Origin of the sequence: Niallia alba (assembly GCF_012933555.1) — a bacterium.
Classification (GTDB): Bacteria; Bacillota; Bacilli; order Bacillales; family Cytobacillaceae; genus Niallia; species Niallia alba.
This window is the reverse complement of sequence record NZ_JABBPK010000001.1, coordinates 4,337,983-4,357,576: the sequence shown is the minus strand read 5'-3', so window position 1 is coordinate 4,357,576 and position 19,594 is coordinate 4,337,983. Positions and strand designations below refer to the sequence as shown.

16 protein-coding genes are annotated in these 19,594 nt (G+C 34.6%); 13 read left to right on the top strand and 3 right to left on the bottom strand.

Going from position 1 to position 19,594, the window contains the following annotated elements; all coding sequences use genetic code 11:
* The first annotated feature begins 9 nt into the window (after positions 1-9).
* Positions 10-1,500 (top strand): response regulator transcription factor, encoded by a 1,491-nt coding sequence (locus tag HHU08_RS20735; RefSeq protein ID WP_169189200.1) that lies wholly within the window; start codon positions 10-12, stop codon positions 1,498-1,500.
* A 189-nt stretch (positions 1,501-1,689) separates the two neighbouring features.
* On the opposite strand, the gene HHU08_RS20730 is transcribed toward HHU08_RS20735, so the two are convergent.
* The 3 genes from HHU08_RS20730 to HHU08_RS20720 form a co-directional block, all read right to left on the bottom strand.
* Positions 1,690-1,842 carry a hypothetical protein gene (locus tag HHU08_RS20730; protein WP_169189199.1) on the bottom strand — a complete coding sequence of 51 codons (153 nt, stop codon included), beginning with the start codon at positions 1,840-1,842 and terminating at the stop codon, positions 1,690-1,692.
* Between the two features lie 444 nt (positions 1,843-2,286).
* Positions 2,287-4,515 carry a GH92 family glycosyl hydrolase gene (locus tag HHU08_RS20725; RefSeq protein WP_169189198.1) on the bottom strand — a complete coding sequence of 743 codons (2,229 nt, stop codon included), beginning with the start codon at positions 4,513-4,515 and terminating at the stop codon, positions 2,287-2,289.
* 12 nt (positions 4,516-4,527) lie between these two features.
* Positions 4,528-5,559: a GntR family transcriptional regulator gene (locus HHU08_RS20720; protein WP_169189197.1), complete on the bottom strand. Its 1,032-nt coding sequence runs from the start codon at positions 5,557-5,559 to the stop codon at positions 4,528-4,530.
* Between the two features lie 231 nt (positions 5,560-5,790).
* Between HHU08_RS20720 and HHU08_RS20715 the strand changes: the two genes are divergently transcribed.
* The 12 genes from HHU08_RS20715 (at position 5,791) to HHU08_RS20665 (ending at position 19,568) form a co-directional block, all read left to right on the top strand.
* A complete protein-coding gene (locus HHU08_RS20715) occupies positions 5,791-7,086 on the top strand; it encodes a glycoside hydrolase family 125 protein (protein ID WP_169189196.1) in 1,296 nt (431 codons plus the stop codon).
* Positions 7,087-7,126: 40 nt separating this feature from the next.
* Entirely contained in the window at positions 7,127-9,799 is a 2,673-nt protein-coding gene (locus HHU08_RS20710) for an alpha-mannosidase (protein ID WP_235678846.1), read from the top strand.
* A 184-nt stretch (positions 9,800-9,983) separates the two neighbouring features.
* On the top strand, positions 9,984-11,180 hold the full coding sequence (locus tag HHU08_RS20705; RefSeq protein ID WP_169189194.1) for an MFS transporter: 1,197 nt from the start codon (positions 9,984-9,986) through the stop codon (positions 11,178-11,180).
* 225 nt (positions 11,181-11,405) lie between these two features.
* A complete protein-coding gene (locus HHU08_RS20700; protein ID WP_169189193.1) occupies positions 11,406-12,671 on the top strand; it encodes a helix-turn-helix domain-containing protein in 1,266 nt (421 codons plus the stop codon).
* A gap of 158 nt (positions 12,672-12,829) precedes the next feature.
* Complete coding sequence (locus HHU08_RS25555) at positions 12,830-12,958, top strand: hypothetical protein (RefSeq protein WP_263479752.1); 129 nt, start codon at positions 12,830-12,832, stop codon at positions 12,956-12,958.
* A 7-nt stretch (positions 12,959-12,965) separates the two neighbouring features.
* Positions 12,966-13,592, top strand: coding sequence for a hypothetical protein (locus tag HHU08_RS20695; RefSeq protein ID WP_169189192.1), 627 nt, complete (start codon positions 12,966-12,968; stop codon positions 13,590-13,592).
* A 71-nt stretch (positions 13,593-13,663) separates the two neighbouring features.
* A complete protein-coding gene (locus HHU08_RS20690) occupies positions 13,664-14,836 on the top strand; it encodes a hypothetical protein (protein WP_016202090.1) in 1,173 nt (390 codons plus the stop codon).
* Positions 14,837-14,986: 150 nt separating this feature from the next.
* Positions 14,987-15,814, top strand: coding sequence for an undecaprenyl-diphosphate phosphatase (locus HHU08_RS20685; protein ID WP_169189191.1), 828 nt, complete (start codon positions 14,987-14,989; stop codon positions 15,812-15,814).
* 287 nt (positions 15,815-16,101) lie between these two features.
* Positions 16,102-17,613 carry a BglG family transcription antiterminator gene (locus HHU08_RS20680; RefSeq protein WP_169189190.1) on the top strand — a complete coding sequence of 504 codons (1,512 nt, stop codon included), beginning with the start codon at positions 16,102-16,104 and terminating at the stop codon, positions 17,611-17,613.
* A gap of 25 nt (positions 17,614-17,638) precedes the next feature.
* On the top strand, positions 17,639-18,109 hold the full coding sequence (locus tag HHU08_RS20675; protein WP_169189724.1) for a PTS sugar transporter subunit IIA: 471 nt from the start codon (positions 17,639-17,641) through the stop codon (positions 18,107-18,109).
* Positions 18,110-18,151: 42 nt separating this feature from the next.
* Positions 18,152-18,466: a PTS fructose transporter subunit IIB gene (locus HHU08_RS20670; RefSeq protein ID WP_169189189.1), complete on the top strand. Its 315-nt coding sequence runs from the start codon at positions 18,152-18,154 to the stop codon at positions 18,464-18,466.
* 13 nt (positions 18,467-18,479) lie between these two features.
* Positions 18,480-19,568: a PTS fructose transporter subunit IIC gene (locus tag HHU08_RS20665; RefSeq protein ID WP_169189188.1), complete on the top strand. Its 1,089-nt coding sequence runs from the start codon at positions 18,480-18,482 to the stop codon at positions 19,566-19,568.
* The last annotated feature ends 26 nt before the right edge of the window (positions 19,569-19,594 follow it).

Sequence of the window (19,594 nt, the reverse complement as noted above, 5' to 3'; positions counted from 1 at the left end):
GGATAATCCTTGTATAAAGTTCTGCTTGTTGATGATGAATACATGATCGTAAGAGGTTTGCAAAAGCTCATACCGTGGGAAGAACTTGGATTTGAAATTGTCGGTACGGCTGGTAACGGACAAGAAGCATTGGAATTTGTAAAAAGGCAAAAAGTAGATATCGTAATAACGGATGTAACAATGCCGATTCTTTCTGGGATCGACTTTTTGAAGCAGTCACAAAAAGAGTCGATTTTTTTTCGTTTTATCGTGTTGTCTGGTTATCAAGAATTTGAATATGTAAAAGAAAGTATTCAAATGGGAGCTGAGAATTATTTAATTAAACCAATTAACAAGGAAGAATTAATGGAAACGTTAAAAAAGTGCATCAAGGAATTTGAAGAGGAAAAGCTGAGAATGCAAGGAGAAAAGTTTTTATTTGAACACCTGCTGAAACGTTGGGTTCATGATGACATTGACTATATGGATTTAAAGAAGATGCTGGCAACCTTTGATAGCTATACAGAGACAAGTCAGTTTCAGGTTCTTATCTTTACCTATGAGAAGGAATATCATGACGCTGTCTATCAGCTGCTACAAAAAAGAAAGGACCTGTATTTTTTTCATCATTACGAGGAAGGGCAATGGGTCATTATCTACTTTGGCGAAAGAATGGGGATTGATCGTTTAATAAAATTGATTCAAGTTCTTTATCGTCAAAAAAAGGTTGCCTTTGGCAGAGGGGAAGAAGTAAAGAGGATGGCCGATGTTTCGATTAGTTATGAACATGCGAAGAGTAGCTTATATCTTTGTGCTTTTTACGAACGGCAGCAACTCCTTGCAGATTCGAAAACAATGGCCTTGTTAAATGAAAGTTTACCTAATTTGTCATTCTCAGCGTTTAAAAAAGCGCTAGGGATAAGAAATATAGATACGATCGAAAAAGAAATAAAGCAAATTTTTGCTGGGCTGATGGAAGCTGCTGCTTCTCCAGAATACACCCGCTATATTATCTTTCTGGTGTTTATGGATATTTATCGGGAGCTTGAAATTCAAGATGAATTAATTTATGAAGAGATGGTTGAGAAAATAAATAAAGCAAGTTCCTTTAAGGAGCTTCAAATGTTGATTACAGATCTTATGTATAATTTAAAGTATAAGAAATTCAAAAGGGAATACAGCAGCAATGTGCAAAATGTCCTGCAAATAATTCAAGAAGAGTTTCGAGAAGATTTAACATTAAAGTCTATTGCGGAAAGGCTACACTTAAATGTCATGTATCTAGGCCAGATTTTCAAGAAAGAAACAAATAAAAGCTTTTCCCAATATTTAAATCATTATCGAATAAAGCTAGCACAGAATTTATTACTCCATTCAGAATTGAATATAAATGAAATATCTGAAAAAATTGGCTATATGAGCCCAGGTTATTTTTATAAAAACTTTAAAAAGTATTGTGGGATTTCCCCGAAGGAGTTTAGGGACAGCTATCAGCAATTATTTCAGCCGATTGATGAGTAAGGAAAGAGATGCCATCGCTGTAACTTGTTTAAATTCTTCAGCGATGGAAATGGAAGAGTTAGTGGAAGCTTATCTTCTTCATTTTAAGTGATGATAGATTGAAATTTTTACAGTAAGTATATTATTATATATAAGAAATAAACTAAAAACCAAGGAGCGGTAACTCCTTACGAGTGGTATACTAAATATTTATTTAGAAGACCTATCCTTTTGCTTTGGTCGGCGCGGGGTAGGTTTTCGTTTGTTCTTTTTTCTGCTTGCTAAGCGATTAGCAAAGCCAGCAGAAAGAGTAGTAAAAAAGATTTTTGCCACATCTCTGAGTAAGTCCAATACGAAATCCATTAGTATGTCACCTCCTTTCCCTCTTAATCAGGAAAAGAGTGCATACCACCCGCACCTTTATAGTTGTGTAAATATTAAATCATAGTACATTTATATTTAGAGCAAAGAAAAAGGTTGAGACATAACTAAATAGCGGCTGCTTTCGCATACTTTTTACAAGAGGAAATATAATTAGTTGGAAAAACAGAGCAGCCGGAATACGCGCAGACTCCTGTGGGATTAGCGAGACAGTCTGAGACCCCGGAGGCGAAGCTGAGGAGGCTTAAGCTTAGCCCCACGGAAAGCGAAGTGTATTCCGGCTGCGGGGGAACCGCACTAAACTTCATGGAAACCTCCTTTTAAAAACAAATAAAAAACCAAACAATTATACGGAACTTTCATTAGCATCTTCGTATAATTGTTCGGATTTATCCTTGGCTGGAATACTTATGTCCCAGCCTTTGATTAAACATTGCTTTTATATTCGGAGGCGGCACTGTCTGTCGACAAGGAATAAGGTAAATCTGTTTCTGCATAGTCTTTATTTGGCGGTACAATGCCAAGCTGAAAGTCGATTGTGCAACCTTTTATAAGTAAATCATGTTCTAAAGTTAGTTTGTTGTATGTTGCGTTATTAACGGTAACCTGATGAACAAAACTAAATTGTGGCTGGTTGAACTTAGTTGAAATCTCGATTTTCTTATCATTTGGAAGATGAATTGTAATGGAATCAAAGATAGGAATTCCAATTACATATTCGCCAGTTCCAGGGCAGACTGGATAGAAGCCCATACTGTTGAAAATGAACCAGCCAGACATACTGCCGTTATCCTCATCACCAGGATAGCCAGTTGGACTACTAGTAAATAACTGTGTCATTAATTGCTTTAATAATACTTGAGATGAAGCAGGATCACCAGCGTAGGTAAATAAATACGGCAAATGAAAGCTCGGCTGATTGGATATGGCAACTTGGCCAAAATCGATTGCCGCCATTTCGCTCATTTCATGTATTTCAAATCCATAGCCTTTTGTTTCAAAAATTGGTTCTTGATTACAAAGCTGTACTAATTTTTCTCTAAAAGGCTTATTACCTCCATAGGCATTAATTAACCCAGCAAAATCATGAAAAACAGCAAAACTACTTTGCCAAGCACTTCCTTCTGCATAATCCTGTCCCCAGCTAAAGCAATTAAAAGGTTCTTCCACTCTGCCTTGTTTATCTTTAGCGCGCATAAATCCTGTTTCTTCATGGAAAATATTAAGATAATTATAAGCCCGTTTTTCAAACATTTGCTCCATTTCTTTATTTCCTAATTCTTTCGCTACCCTGCTAATACAAAAATCGCTATAGGCATAATCCAGTGTATGATTAACACTTTCATGATGGTTGGAAGGTATGTAGCCGTATGTATCATAGTCTTCGATACCTTGCCGTCCGTAAGTAGGCTTTGAGCTTACAGTAGAAGCTGTTTTAACCATTGCTTCAAATAACTCGGGAATGATATCACGAGCAATCCCTTTTTGGGATGCATCAGCAATAACAGCATCAATTAATGTGCCTGGCATTAGACCTCGTTCATCTGGTGATAGCCATTTTGGCAAAAAGCCAGTTTCTCTATAACTGTTTAGAAATCCTCGCAACATTTCCTCGTATTCATCTGGAATAAGAAGAGAATATAGAGGATAGACGGTCCGAAATGTGTCCCAAAAGCCGTTATTTGTATATAGGACACCAGTTTTTACCCTTTTGCTTGTTGTATCATAATGAATCGGCTCGCCCTGTTGATTTATTTCATAAAATTTTTGCGGAAAAAGAAACATACGGTACATACAGTGATAAAAAGTTTTAACTGCTGAAAAATCTTGGTTTTTTACTTCAATTTTATTTAAATAATATTCCCATGCATCTGCCGCTTGCTTTTGGAGTGTATCAAAAGAAAAAGGGGATAGCTCTTGGTTTAAATTCCACTCTGCTTGATTACTGCTAATAAAAGAAGTTGCAAGTCGGGTTTCTAGCGGTTCCTCCTGGTTTAATAAGAAGCGAATCAAAAAGTGCTGATCCTCACCAGATGCTGAAAGAGCTGGAGTAAATGGATTATCCCCTTGGAAAAATCCGGTATGCTCTTGATCAATGGGATGATTAAAAGTCATGATAAAATACATCTTAAAATTAGGATCTTCACAGCCAGCAAAATTAGAGACATAACCGCTTATCTGTTTCTTATTACTATCTAGTGAAATTTCCCCTTTACCTGGGAGATGTAGTGACAGACCTGGTAGATTGGAATCTCTATAATTGGAACGAAGAATGGCGCCATACGTAGTAGGAACTAGTTCATTCTTAATTTGATAGCGAGCCTGTGTTATTTGTAAATAATGTGGTTGAAATATGGCACTTTCAGGTCGATAGGAACTTTGATAATGGTAAATATCTGCATTTTGAAAAGCACCTGAAAGAGGTGTTAGTAATAAATGGGAGAAATCACCCATCCATGGGCTTGGCTGATGAGTTAATCGAAATCCTTGAAACACCCGATCTCTTGGATGAAAGAACCAACTTCCATTAGTGTGTTTAGTTTGTGGAACAAAGAAATTCATACCAAATGGAAAACCAGTATAGGGAAGGGTATTCCCATTTGAATAGCTATGTTGATTCTCCGTACCTTGTCTTGTATCCATTAATTCTAGCATAGACACCTCTCCTTAATTAGTGGATTCTCTAATCATCATTTCAATAGGAACTACTACAGAATGAATATCTTGGTTGTTATCGATTAATTGAATAAGTTGTTTGGCTGCTTGATACCCAATCTCCTCGAAACTTTGGGCGATGGTGGATAACCCTGGATCAACAAGCTCAGCTGCTTGGATATTATCAAATCCAATAATGGAAAAGTCTTTAGGAATTTGATAGCCACATCTTTTAATTTCTTTCATTAAATGAATTGCATTAATGTCGTTCTCTACTATAAGTCCTGTAATTTGCTCTTCTTTCATTTGATGGATAAAGCTACTGTTATCCTCATCTGGATTTACTACTTTGGAGTCATGATATTCTAAATTTGCTTGGTGTATTGCTTTTAAATAGCCTAAATACCGTTCTCGGATAGTAGAACTTCTTTCTAAATTCTGTGTGGTATAAAAAATAATTTTCTTATGCCCATGGTTAATCAAATGTTGAGTGGCTAGATAGCCACCTTGCATATTGTCTGATGTGATAAAGGGAAATGGGATGCTTTCAATTTTTTTATCAAGCACGACAACCGGAAATTTTTCGAGATATAAGGTATAAAGAATATCTAAATGCGATGTTCCAGCCTCTGGATAAAGGAGGAGACCAGCATACATAGATGATAATTTTTTTGCATCGAGTTGGCTTAAGTAAGCATTTGTTTGTATTTGAACAGTATAGGATGTGTTCGCAATAAAACGGCTAATTCCTTGCGCATAATCTCCTAGTCCGGGATTATTGGGAAAAGGAAGAATAAAGAGAATGACATTAGAATGAGGCTGCTGTTGTTCTGCAACAAAGCTTCCTCTCCCTTGGATTCGTTCGATTAATTGCTTATTTTCTAATTCGGTTAAAGCTCTTTTGGAAGTTATACGACTAACATTGTATTGTTTAGATATTTCTAATTCAGTTGGTACTTGATCCCCTGGCTTTAAATCACCAGCTTGAATTTGTGCCAGTATGTCTGTGACGATCTTTTGATAAAGTGGTTCTTTTTTCATCATAAACTCCTTAAATGATATATCAAATTTATTATAACATGAAAATACTTTCCGTAAAGATTTAAATGGAAAGAAAAGACTGTTTTTAATGATTTTAAATAAAGGAAATAGTTCTGTTCATTGATATCTATCCACTTTTTTTCATAAAATAAGAAAAAGAAAGATTAGACAATAACGAGATTTAAAATTAAAATGATTTTAAATGATATATCAAATTCGGGAGGGGTTTAAAAAATGTCATATCAAAAAACGGCAATGTCATCAGTTAGAGAGTTTATGAAAATGATCACGGAAAAATGTGGAGATGAACATGCGGATTGGGCAGTTAATTTTAATACTTGCTTTGCTAATACATTAGAAACAACAGTTGAAAAGCTGGAGGACGGAACGACTTTTCTTCTTACTGGTGACATCCCGGCGATGTGGCTTAGAGACTCAACTGCACAGGTTAGACCGTATTTAGTGCTAGCAGAAGCGGATGAAGAAATGGCTAATATGATTGCAGGTCTAATCGAAAGACAATTTCAGTATGTTTGTTTGGACCCTTATGCTAACGCTTTCAATAAAGAGGCGGATAATGCTGGACACCAAAGTGATTTAACGACAATGAATCCATGGATTTGGGAAAGAAAGTATGAAATTGATTCATTGTGCTATCCGATTCAACTTAGTTATTTGTTCTGGAAGGCAACAGGGAGAACGAATCAATTTAATCATACATTTCAGGAAGCAGTTCAAAAAATAATTGAAGTATGGACGATAGAACAAGATCATACGAATTCAGCGTATATGTTTGAAAGAGTAACAGACAGAAAAGAAGATACTCTGGTAAACAAGGGAAGAGGACCAGAAGTTGTACCAACTGGAATGACTTGGTCAGGTTTTAGACCAAGTGATGATGCTTGTGTTTATGGTTATTTAGTGCCTTCAAATATGTTTGCTAGTGTAGTTCTTGGTTACTTAATAGAAATATATGAAACTGTTTTGAAAGAAAACACTTTTGTCCCTAAATTTAAAAAGTTACAAGCAGCTATACAAAAAGGGATTGAAGAGTTTGCTGTTGTGCGTAATAAAAGTGGAGAAGAAATTTACGCCTATGAAGTAGATGGAAAAGGCAACTTTAATATAATGGATGATTCGAATATTCCTAATCTATTGTCTGCCCCGTATCTTGGATATGTAGAGGCGAATGATGAACGATATAAAGCAACGCGCCGGACAGTGCTTAGTAATGAAAATCCTTACTATTATAAGGGGAAATATGCAGCAGGTATAGGAAGTTCTCATACACCAGAAAATTATATCTGGCCAATTGCGCTTGCGATGGAAGGACTTACGACAACGGATAAAAAAGAGAAAGAAAGAATACTAGATTTACTCGTATCATGTGATGGGGGAACTCATTTAATGCATGAAGGCTTTGATGTAGATGACCCTTCACAATATACAAGAGAGTGGTTCTCATGGGCGAATATGATGTTTTGCGAACTTGTAATGGATTACTTTGATATTCGAGTGAAGAAAGAATAATAGTTAGGGGCAGTAAATGAAAAAAAGAGGAGCGCTGGAGATGAAAAAAGTGTATATTGTGTCTCATAGTCACTGGGACAGAGAATGGTATTTGCCTTTTGAGCAGCATCGGATGAGGTTAGTTCAGTTAATCGATGATTTACTAGAGTTATTTGAAACAGATCCTGATTTTGATAGTTTTCATTTAGATGGACAGACGATTATACTTGATGATTATCTCGAAGTGAAACCGCAAAATGAATGGAAGCTAAAAAAATATATTCAAGAGGGGAAATTAAAAATTGGTCCCTTTTACATTTTACAAGATGATTTTTTGATTAGCAGTGAAGCGAATGTGCGCAATTTATTAATTGGCTTGGAAGAATGCAAAAAATGGGGTTCACCTGTTAAACTAGGTTATTTTCCTGATACTTTTGGTAATATGGGGCAAGCGCCACAAATTCTCAAACAGTCTGGTATGGAGGTAGCAGCCTTTGGCAGAGGCGTTAAGCCTACTGGATTCAACAATATTGTTATCAAAGATGATCACTATAGTTCCCCATTTTCAGAGATGTGGTGGGAAGGACCGGATCAATCATCTGTTTTAGGAATTCTTTTTGCCAATTGGTATAGTAATGGAAATGAAATTCCAGTAGACAAAGCAGGTGCAAGGCTATTTTGGGATCAGAAAATAAACGATGCACTTCAATATGCATCAACAGATCATCTATTGTTTATGAATGGCTGTGACCATCAACCACTTCAAAAAGATATAACGAAAGCCATTGAAGTTGCAAATGAATTATATCCAGACATAACCTTCATACATAGTAATTTTGATGAGTATATGAAGGCTTTAAAGCAGGATATTCCTGATAACTTGCACACCGTTAAAGGAGAGTTAACGAGTCAAGAAACAGATGGATGGTATACATTAGCAAACACTGCATCGTCAAGAGTTTATCTAAAACAAAGAAATACTGATGTAAGTAGACTGTTAGAAAATATTGCAGAGCCGCTAGCTACTATGGCGTATAACGATAAGGGGGAATATCCGCATGAAATGTTTCAGTTTGCCTGGAAGCAGTTAATGCAAAATCATCCGCATGATAGCATTTGTGGTTGTAGTGTGGATGCGGTGCATCGTGAAATGATGACTCGTTTTGCTAAAGCAGAGGAAGTTGGAAAGTTTATACAAAGTGAAGCGTTGAATAAACTTGCAGAACAAATTGATACTAGCCATTTTCCTGATGAAAGCCATCCATTTATTGTCTTTAACACAGCTGGTAGTGCCAAGACGGGTACTGTAGAAATAGAGGTAGAGTGGAAACGGCTACCGTTTTCCAATGGTCGACCAGATGAGTTGTATCGTGAGCTAAAAGAAGAAAAACTGCCAGCTATGAAGGTAATCGATGAACAGGGAGTGGAGATTCCGGCCAGAATGATTCATACGGACATACGTTTTGATTATGATCTCCCCAAGGATCGTTTTCGTCAGCCATTTATCGGTGCCTATGTGCTTGTTGAGCTTGAGCTAGATCAAATGAGTCCATTATCGTGGAAGACATATGCTCTCATCGAAGGAGTGCCGCAGCAGAATAAATATGTTAGTATTGTCCAAAATAATGGGCGGATTTTAGAAAATGAATATGTAAAGGTGCAAATAGAATCAAACGGTACACTAACTATTTTGGACAAATCTACGAATAGTTCGTACACTAATTTTCTCGTTTTTGAGAATACTGGAGATATTGGCAATGAATATATCTATAAAATGCCAAAAGGAGATGAAGCAATTTTATCTTCGGCAGGGAATGCAAAAGTCGAGATTGTCTCTGATGTTGTATCGTACGGGGAAGTGCTCATAATCCAACAAATGGTCATTCCTGAATCAGCTGATGAAAGCTTATTGGAGGAACAAAAGGGATTGATTGAATTTAGAGAACGTAATGCGGGACGTTCGAAAAAGTTGAAAACATTGGAGTTAAAAACAAAAATAAGATTAGAACGCAATAGTAATCAACTTTTGTTTGAAACTTCCTTTGATAATCAAATGAAGGATCACCGATTGCGTGTTCTTTTCCCGACAGGAATTCATGTAGCAGAGCACGAAGCAGACAGTATTTTTGAAGTGGTGAAAAGACCGAACCAAGTGAATACAAGCTGGGAAAATCCAACGAATCCGCAGCATCAGCATGCCTTTGTCAATTTAAATGATGAACTTCGCGGTGTAACGGTTGCGAATTATGGATTAAATGAGTATGAAATAATCGATGATGTTATCGCGGTAACGCTGATGCGAGCGGTTGGAGAATTGGGGGATTGGGGGTATTTCCCGACACCAGAAGCCCAGTGTTTGGGAGAGCAGATAGTGAAATTTGCAGTAGGGTTTCACGGTAGTATGGATAAACTAGAATCCTATCATGCAGCTATTAACTTTCAAATTCCTCTTTCTAGTGTCCAAACAGATATCCATCAAGGGGATTATCCGGCAGAATATGAGTTTATTCAATTAGAAGGGAATGCCTTCCGATTAACGGCGTTCAAGCAGAAGGAAAATAGTAATGAAATAGTTCTGCGTGGCTATAATTTAACAGCTGAAAAACAGCCTTTATCTGTATTATATAAAGGAAAATGTCCGAAAAGAGGAAATCTATTAGAAGAAATAGAGAAAGAAGTATTTGATTCCAAGCAAATAACAGAAGAGGAAATTTGTACATTTATTTGGGAATGAAAGTGCAAGGAGTGTTTTACCGTTTGTAATACGGGAAACACTCCTTTTTTATTTTGTTTTTTAAAAGAATGATTTCCCTCTGCTTGAAGTCTACCAAAACTAGGTCAAGCAATTATTCTAGACTTTTCCATTGTAAGTAATTATATTATATTACATCTGGTCTCTAGGGAGGGATGTTAAGTAAATGAAGAACAAAACAGATTTTCTCATCTTGTTATTGGCAGTAAGCTGTGGAGCTTTAGTCGCTAATATTTATTATACCCAGCCGATTATTCAATATATTTCTGATGATTTACATATTCCGTCAAATGTTTCTGGATTGTTAACTACTTTAACGCAAATTGGTTATGGGGCTGGATTATTTTTCTTAGTGCCTATGGCAGACCTGTATAAAAGTAAGCGAATAATTATTTTATTATTGGGTGTGACAATTCTTTCTTTGGTAGGTGCTTTATTTTCGACAAACGGTATGCTCTTTTTGTTCGTTGTCACTATCATCGGTATTGGCGCAAGTGCTGCCCAAATGTTGGTGCCGTTAACGATGAAAATGGTACCTAAAGAACAAGTGGGGAATTATATTGGAAAAGTGATGAGCGGTCTTTTGATTGGAATTATGGTGGCACGGCCCTTTTCTATCGCCGTTACGGATTGGCTGGGCTGGCGAATGGTATTTCTTTTTTCGTTATTTTTCCTAGTTTCTATATTGCTATTATTATTAAAATTCTTACCGAATTTTGAAGTAGAATCTAATCTTGGGATAACCTATCCAGCTTTATTGCGTTCGATGGTAAGGGTTCTGAAAGAAACACAGCCTTTACAACAAAGAGCATTTTATCATGCTTGTATTTTTGCTACTTTTAGTCTGTATTGGACGGTTATGCCGATTCTATTAAGATCCGAATCTTTGCATTTCTCTAATAATGAAATTGCGCTAATCGGCTTTGTTGCCATTGCTGGTGCATTACTAACCCCATATATTGGGAAGTTGGCAGATAAAGGGTATATTTTTTTTATGACAAATGTATCAATGGGATTAGTAATCTTATCTATCTTTCTCTTATTTTTTGTAAGGGATCACTCTGTTATAAGCATTGCCCTTATTGTAATCTCTGGACTCGTCTTAGATATCGGGGTAGCAGGAAATATGCTATTAGGACAAAAGGTGATTTTTAGCTTAAACCCGGCTATTAGAAATAGATTAAATGGGCTGTATATGACTATTTTCTTCTTAGGGGGAGCTTTTGGTTCTTGGATAGGAAGCTATAGTTATTATCAATTCAGTCCAGAGACAGCTTTATTGTTTGCGATTGCTTTTCCGTTTTTCGCTCTCATTGTTCATATTTCGAAAGGAAACCGAGCATTTACGAAAGCGATTGGGTAATTTTCAAGCCTCCTTTTTATTAGAGAACTTGACCTATTTTTGATGGTCAAGTTTTTTTATGGGCTTTTTCTTTCCTTATCCAAATTATGTGAAGTTTATAAACCTTTTGAAACAATCTTTGTGAATTTTTATCATATATTTTCAAAAAAATGGTACATTAGCGCTATAATAATTGTAATATCAATACATAGAGAAATGGAAATAACAGGAGAGAAGGGAGATAAAATGGTAGGTGAAAGAATAAGACAACTGCGCATACATAAACAGCTGACGCAAAAGGAATTAACGGAAGGAATATGTTCTATCACTTATTTAAGTAGGATTGAAAATGGGCAAATCAATCCATCAGCAGAATTTTTAAGGAAAGTATCGAAAAGACTTGGCTATGATTTAACGGAATTAAGTGTTCCGAATAGAGATGAAAAGACATTAGAAATTGTGGAAAACTATAAACAAAGTGAAAAAATATCGGAGGAAGATCTTTCCTATCTGCTTGTTCAGACATATGAATTAAATTCTACAAAAATTAATCTACATCTTTATGGAGTTTTGTTGAGATACTATACGACAAAAGGAGAAATAGAGCAGGCTAGAAGCATTTTTAATTTATCTAAAAGATTTATTTCTGGAGAAATAAGTGAGGGTTTAGAGGAAGAATATTTTTATTATTTTTTGGCGTGTGGTAACTATTTTTATTACTTCCAAGATTTTGAACGTGCAAATCACTATTATTCAAAAGGCGAAAGTTTACTAATTGATCGAGATAATTTAGATGCTGCGAAACTATACTATAATCTCAGCTTGGTTAAGCAAAGAACGTATGATAACCAGGAAGTAAGTCTTTATTATTCCCAAAAGGCTTATGATATTTTTAAAAATTATGGGGAGAAAAAATACATTATTACTGTATTAATTACACTTGGTGTTCAATATCAATTAAATAACGAATTAGATACTTCGATGGATTGTTTGAAGAAGGCAGAAGCTATTATAGTGGAGGATAAAGAGAGTGAGAAGTTTGTGAACTATATTGCAATGATTCAACATAATATGGGAAGAATCTTTGAAAGAAAGAGGGATTATCAGGGGGCTGTCACATATTATTTAAAAAGTATAGAATTATTTGAAAGTCATTCGTCAGAGCAACAAAATGTTTATCCATTAAAAAGATTAGTAGAAATTTATATAGAGCTAAAGGATTGGGTTTTAGTAGATAAATATTTAGAAAAGGCAATTTTTATTACAGAAAAACATGGGTTAAAGTATGATTATATTCTACTTAATATCATAAAGTTTTCGGTGAAAAAATTGCAAGGAAATGAAAGTTCTTATGAAAAGGGAATGCAGAAACTTCTTGATACAGCTATGCAATTAAATCAAGGTGCACTAATTCGAAGAATTACGAAAGAACTTGGAAGTCATTTTTATGAAAAAAAAGCCTATAAAAAGGCAGCAGATCTATTAATGAAAGCACTTGATTACGAAAATTAACAAAGAAGTACTCCGTCGTGATAACTAGTTTGTTAAATAGTAGAGGAAAAAAACTATTTAAATACTAGAAAATTTAATAGAATTTTACTTCTTTCACTAAACAATTCCTTTGCGTTAAATTAATAGTAATAAAATATTATGAATTGGAGTTGTTTACATTGAAAAAAGTAGTATTCGCTATTCTAGCTCTTGTAATCTTAACTTTTGGGACTAATTTAGATAAAGCATTTGCTGAGGCTGAGGCACAACCAGGTCCGTTAAGTATTATTAAGGTAACCACGGAGTAAATTGTAAATGGTGGAGATGAATAATCAGTTGATGCAACGGATATTTGTAACTTATCAAGATCAAATGAATTGTGATTATTTACAGCCATCAACTTCTCATATCGTAGCATGTTCAATTGAAAAACACCAAAAAAGTATGTTGAAAACAAGAGATTCACTTTTTCATAAAAATACGCTCGCACAAATTTTATTCGAAGTATTTGATAAGTTTGATTCAGAACTTATTAATGACATTTCTCCTTTGATTATAAAGCTAAATCAAGATGTTGTTACAGGGATACCTAAAAATGGAATTTATAAGTTAGATGCTGAAAATGAAATTTTTGTTCAATTAGATCAGCTTGGAAGTAATCATTACCAAGAGATTTCAATCCATCAAAAGCAACTTGGAATAAAGTCAAATCTAGGGATATCGTATAAACTTTTAAGAAAAGATAAAGAGACATTGGATATGTTAATTAAGGTAATGAAAAAGCTAAATTATTACCTTTCCTTACATGGAGGCGTGGAATCGACGATCGCAATTGCTGATTTATTATCGGAACAACAAGAGAGAAAACTATTGTTGCCGCCTTATATTTTCGTTCAGTGGTTGTATCCCACAGATAGTTTTAGAGATTCATTAATTTCATAGTGTAGAAAATCAGTGATTATGAGGGCGAGTTTGCAATATAGGCATACCGCCTTTTTACTATGGAGGATATTATGAAAAAGAAACTTGGTATAGCTCTGCTTATAATTATCGTTCTAATGATTACTGTAACTACTAAAATTGGCCATTCGGAAAATGAACTTACTATTGATACTATCAATCATCCAGATTTTTTAAAGGATAAACAAGCGGTAGTCTATTTATCGACAACAGCTGATCAAGATATGAATAATAAAGGGATTAGCTATGCAGTTTTTATCGATGACCAAGGAAAAGCATGTGGCTTTCAAATGGCTGGCTTAGAATTAGGAAGCATGGCAATAAGTGATAAACAACTGTTAATAGAAGACAAGCATACAATGAGGTTGATTGGAGAAAAGAATGCTGTAATCGATAGGAAATATCAACATACAGGAGAAAGAACAGGTTATTTAGCAAAACAGGATATCTTTTTCTCTATATATAATTCCGGAACTAATAGCACGGATGGCTATAATTCCAATATTTATTGGGGAAATGACGAAGGATTTCGAGGGGGGAATCTTCCTTATTATATATTGTCATCTGGTTCAACAGAGGAGGAAATTTTTCTTTTAACTGCTGATTTAGAAAAAAATGAATATACGTTAAGGAAAGTGGTTTTGAAAAATAATCAATTAGAAAAAAATGATATAAAAAAATTAGAAATAAAGAAAGGATATCAGTATGCTCCATTAGCGCCTATTTTGAGTGATAATCTCCATTATTATATATTGCTTTCTGAAGTTTCAAATGATAATAGAGAAAATACCGTTTTATTTCTACTTAATAAGAAAACGTTGGAACAAACGAAAGTGGAGTTAAATACGGGGTACATGACAAATGATCCAGCAGCTTTTTCAATTAATTCTAAAAATGGAGCTTATTTGTGGAGAGATGTCTTTTTCTATGTAAATGGCATAGGGGAAGTATTTGCTGTAAGTAAAGATGGACAAGAACAGAATAAATTCCTACTTGAGGATTTTCCGCAAGATGGAATCAGACATAATGAAGAAGCTTATTTTGTAGGTGATCAATTGTTTGTCTTAAGATATGACGATTCCAAAAAAGATAAGTATTATCTAGAAAGTTATTCCTTGGAAAATGGAGAGAAGGTAGAAGAGCAAGGGATAGAAGGACTAGATAAAATCCTATCATCTGTAAAAGGAACCTCTATTTATTCTTATGATTTTAAAATATTGAAATGAAGCATAGGAAATCCTTATGCTTTTTCTAATATAGCAGGTTTTAAAACGGATTCACTTTAATAGAGTCCGAACATAATAGCTAGCGATCTCTGTATTTCTATCTCATTTTCACGTATACTAGGAAAAACTAGACGTGTTGGAGGTTGAATAGTGGATTTACATGATTTTATATTAATTGTTAAGTATTTTATTTTAGGAGCAATCCAAGGGATTGCTGAGCCAATCCCGATTTCTTCAAGTGGTCATTTGATTATCGGTCAAAGGTTACTTGGAATTGAGCAGAGAGGATTATCGTTTGAGATTATTACGAATACGGCGTCTTTAATTGCGATTGTCTTCATTTATCGTAAGGATATAAAGCAACTAATAACGCATAGTTTCTTGTATATAAAAACTCGAAAGGAAAGTTATCGAGCCGATTTCCGATTCTCCCTTTATGTTATTATTGGAACCATTCCTGCCGGTGTCGTTGGTGTACTTTTTGGCGATTATATTGCTGATTATTTTACTTCCTTTTATACTATTTCCATTACACTACTAATTACAGGTGTTGCTTTATGGATCATTAGAAATATGCGAGGTGTAAAAAGAGATGGCGATTTATCCTTGAAAGATGCCATTATTGTTGGGTGTGCCCAAGTGATTGCTCTTATACCAGGTATCAGTCGCTCAGGATCGACTGTTATAGCATCAATTGGATTGGGAATGAAACAAAGCACGGCATTGCGTTTTTCCTTTATGCTCTATATTCCTGTAAGTGTTGGAGGAGCAATTCTTGGAGTAACGGATATGATTAACAGCCCTGATATGAAAACTTTGGCATTGCCTTATTTCATTGCTTTTATCACAGCTTTAGTTTTCACATATTTCTCCATGAAATGGTTAATGGGTATTATGGAAAAAGGAAACTTAAAATATTTTGCTTATTACTGCTTTATCGTTGGTTCGATACTGTTGGTGGTTGCTTATTTACTTTAAACTTTTAGAAAATAATAGATTGCTTGAGGAGTACAATAGGATAGCTATTGTGCTTTTTTAGTGCCAATAAACGATTACTGCTAAGAAAAATCTTATAAGAGAAAATTAACTATAATCGACGATGATTAAACAGCTCTTATATTCGTTTATAAATTTTTTAGTATTTAACAAAACAGGAGAATCCGCTTCAATAGGGACATAAAATTAAATATAATTTTGTAATTGTGTATCCGTTTTCAATTGGATAAGATATTACCATAGAGTTAAGAAAAGAGGTGAAGTAATTTGTGAGTCAGGTCATAAATGAGCGTCATCAAAATATTCTTACTATCTTACGAAAGGAGAAGCGGTACGTGACAGCTGCTGAGTTAGCAGCCTCACTAAAAGTTTCGAAAAAAACGATATATAGAGATATCCAACAAATAATAGAAGCCAATTTAATGCCGTTTCGGATCATTAAAAAGGAGAGTTTTGGTTATTATTTAGAAAAAATCGAGGAAACCCTTGAAAGTGAAACGATAGTATTTGATTCACCAGATGAACGACGTTTAAATCTATTATTATACCTTCTATCGATTGCACCCTGTAAGACTTCAATTCAGAAAATAGCAGAGAAGTACATCGTAAGCCAAAGTTCTATCCTCAATGATTTTAAACATATTGAAAAAGAATTAAAGTTCTATAACTTAAGGTTAGTAAGAACAAATGAAGGAACCTTTTTAAGGGGAGATAAACTATCCATTTATCGTTTGATGGCAGTGATTATCGAGAATTACTTAACTCAAATGGGAGATCCTTTTAGTCAATATGATATTCCTGATTCCATAAAAAAAGTGAAAGTGAAAAATAGTAATTTATTAAAAATTAAGAAATTGCTCCATGAAATTCAAGTGAAACACGATCTAAGTTTAGATCAACCATATTATTTAACATTATTTTGTTCTCTTCTTTCCATAATAGAAAAACAATATAATAAGCTATCGTTAGAAGAAGAAATAGTATTTGAAGAGATAGATAACAGTTCTAATATTTACTGTATATGTAAAGATTTAATTGATGAATTGAAAAAACAGTTTTCTATTCCATTGAAGTCATTTGATATCTCTTCTCTCTATTATATTTTGAAAGCGTATAAACTTAATTCTCGGTTTTTATTGAATCAAGATACTGAGCAGTATAAAAATGAACAGGTGATTCTTTTAACTAATAGATTAATAGCAAGAGTTACAGAAAATAGCGGGTATCGGTTTGATACAGATGATGAGTTATTAGAAAGATTAACCTTGCATATGCACGCGATGATATATCGATTAAGTCATCGAATCTATATAATTAACCCAATTATAAAGTCCATAAAAGCGAACTTTGCCAATATATTTAGCTTAGTGAAGGCTAGCGTAAAACAGTTAATAGAAGAGGGGCATTGTGAAAAGTATATAACAGATGAAGAAATTGGTTATATGACTTTATATTTTCAAATTTCATATGATGATCATTTTGCTAATCAAATTCCTATATTAATTGAATGTACAAGTGGAATTGGCACTTCTCATTTGTTAAGTGAAAAAATAAGAAGAACTTTTCCTAACATCCATATAAAGAAAATAATTGCTCAGCAACGAATAAAACACACTGATTACGAAGATATAGAACTAGTAATTTCTACTGTGAAAACACATAGTATCATTGGTAAGCCTACTATACTTGTGAGCCCCATTCTAAACCAAGAGGATAAATTTAAAATAGACCAATTTATTAAGGACTACTACAATCAACAGCCTATAATCGATGAAAAATGAACAGATAGGAGAGTGTAAAGTGAACATGAGAATAGAAGAATTAGATTTTAATAAGGTCGTAACCGAAGACCTTATAGAGTTAAATTTACAAGGTACTACAAAGGAAGAAGTACTTAATGAGTTAACCAACTTATTATTTGAAAATGGTTGTATTTCAAATAAGGAGGGATTTATAAGGGATGTGATGTTTCGCGAAAACGAAGGTGTTACAGGTCTAGAAAAGGGGGTAGCCATCCCCCATGGGAAATCGAAGCATGTATTAAAGACTTCAATTGCAATTGGGAGAACAAACAACTTTGTAGAATGGGAATCACTAGACGGGAATCCTATTAATATTATTATCTTATTTGCAGTTAAAGATACTGATAAAACAACTATCCATATTAAACTATTACAAAAAGTTGCTGTCTTATTAGCAGATGAAGAGACAATTAGTAAGTTCCAAACACTTCAAACAAAGAAAGAGTTTTTAAAGATATTAACTGAAAAAGATTAAGGTGAATCTTACTGAAAACTTATTAATTTGGAGGGAATTGTTATGAATATTGTTGGTATTTCAGCGTGTACTTCTGGAATTGCTCATACTTATATTGCAAAAGAAAAATTGATTAAAGCTGGTCAAGAACTAGGACATAAGGTTCGTATTGAAACACAGGGAACGATTGGAATTGAGGATGAATTAACGACTAAAGAGATAGCGGAAGCAGATTTGGTCATAATTGCGGCAGATATTAAGGTAAGTGGTAAAGAACGTTTTTTAGGCAAAAAAATTGTAGAGGTACCAACTCATATTGCGATAAAGGCTCCGAAACAACTTTATCAAAAGATTGACGCTGAGTTAAATAAACAGTGAGGAGGTTTAATATATGCTAAAGAAAATGCAAATAAAAAAGCATGCTTTAACAGCTATTAGTTACATGCTGCCACTTGTTGTAGCATCAGGACTTCTAATTGCGATTGGCAATCTTACTGGTGGTTCAGTTATTGAAGATTATAAAACTTCATTCGATATTCCATCGGCACTTGTTTCGTTAGGGGTGCTTGGAATGGGCTTATTAGCACCAGTTATTTCGGGAGCAATAGCGTATTCGATAGCAGATCGCCCAGGTATTGCTCCCGGACTATTAATGGGATTAATAGCAAATGCAATTGGAGCAGGATTTTTAGGTGGGATGCTAGGTGGATTTATTGTCGGTTACTTTGTCTTATTTTTAAGAAAGAAATTAAAAGTACCAAAGTGGGCAGAGGGTTTAATGCCAATGATGATTATACCTTTAATTTCTAGTTTAGTTATCGGATTACTTATGTTTTTTGTGCTTGGAGTTCCGATTGTTTGGGCAACAGAAGGATTAACCTCCTTTTTAACAAGTATGCAAGGTTCCATGCGATTTGTTTTTGGTGCGATTTTAGGGGGAATGGCAGCATTCGATTTTGGTGGACCAGTTAATAAAGTGGCTTCTTTGTTTGCAGATGGTTTGCTATTAGAAGGCATATACGAGCCAGAGGCTGTAAAAATATTAGCATCAATGGTTCCTCCATTTGGTGTGGCTATCTCATGGGGACTTTCGAAATTATTCCGTAAGAAAAGATATACAAAATCAGAAGAAGATAATATTAAAATTGCTCTTCCAATGGGAATATGCATGATTACGGAAGGAGTTATTCCTATTGCAGCGGTTGATATTGTTAGAGTTGTTGCTTCCTGCACAATTGGAGCAGCAATTGGAGGAGGGTTCTCTATGATGTGGGGAGTGGGATCTCCTGTACCATCGGGAGGGATGTTTATTGTTCCTGCAATGACACATCCAATTCTATTTTGCCTGGCATTACTCATCGGCTCATTCATTACAGGAATTATGCTGTTTTTATGGAAAAAGGAACCTGTTGCAGAAATAGAAGAAACATCTAGTGAAGAGGAAGAAGTAGATTTATCAGATATTAAAATTTCATTTTAAAGATGAGTGTAAAAAATTCTATTTTT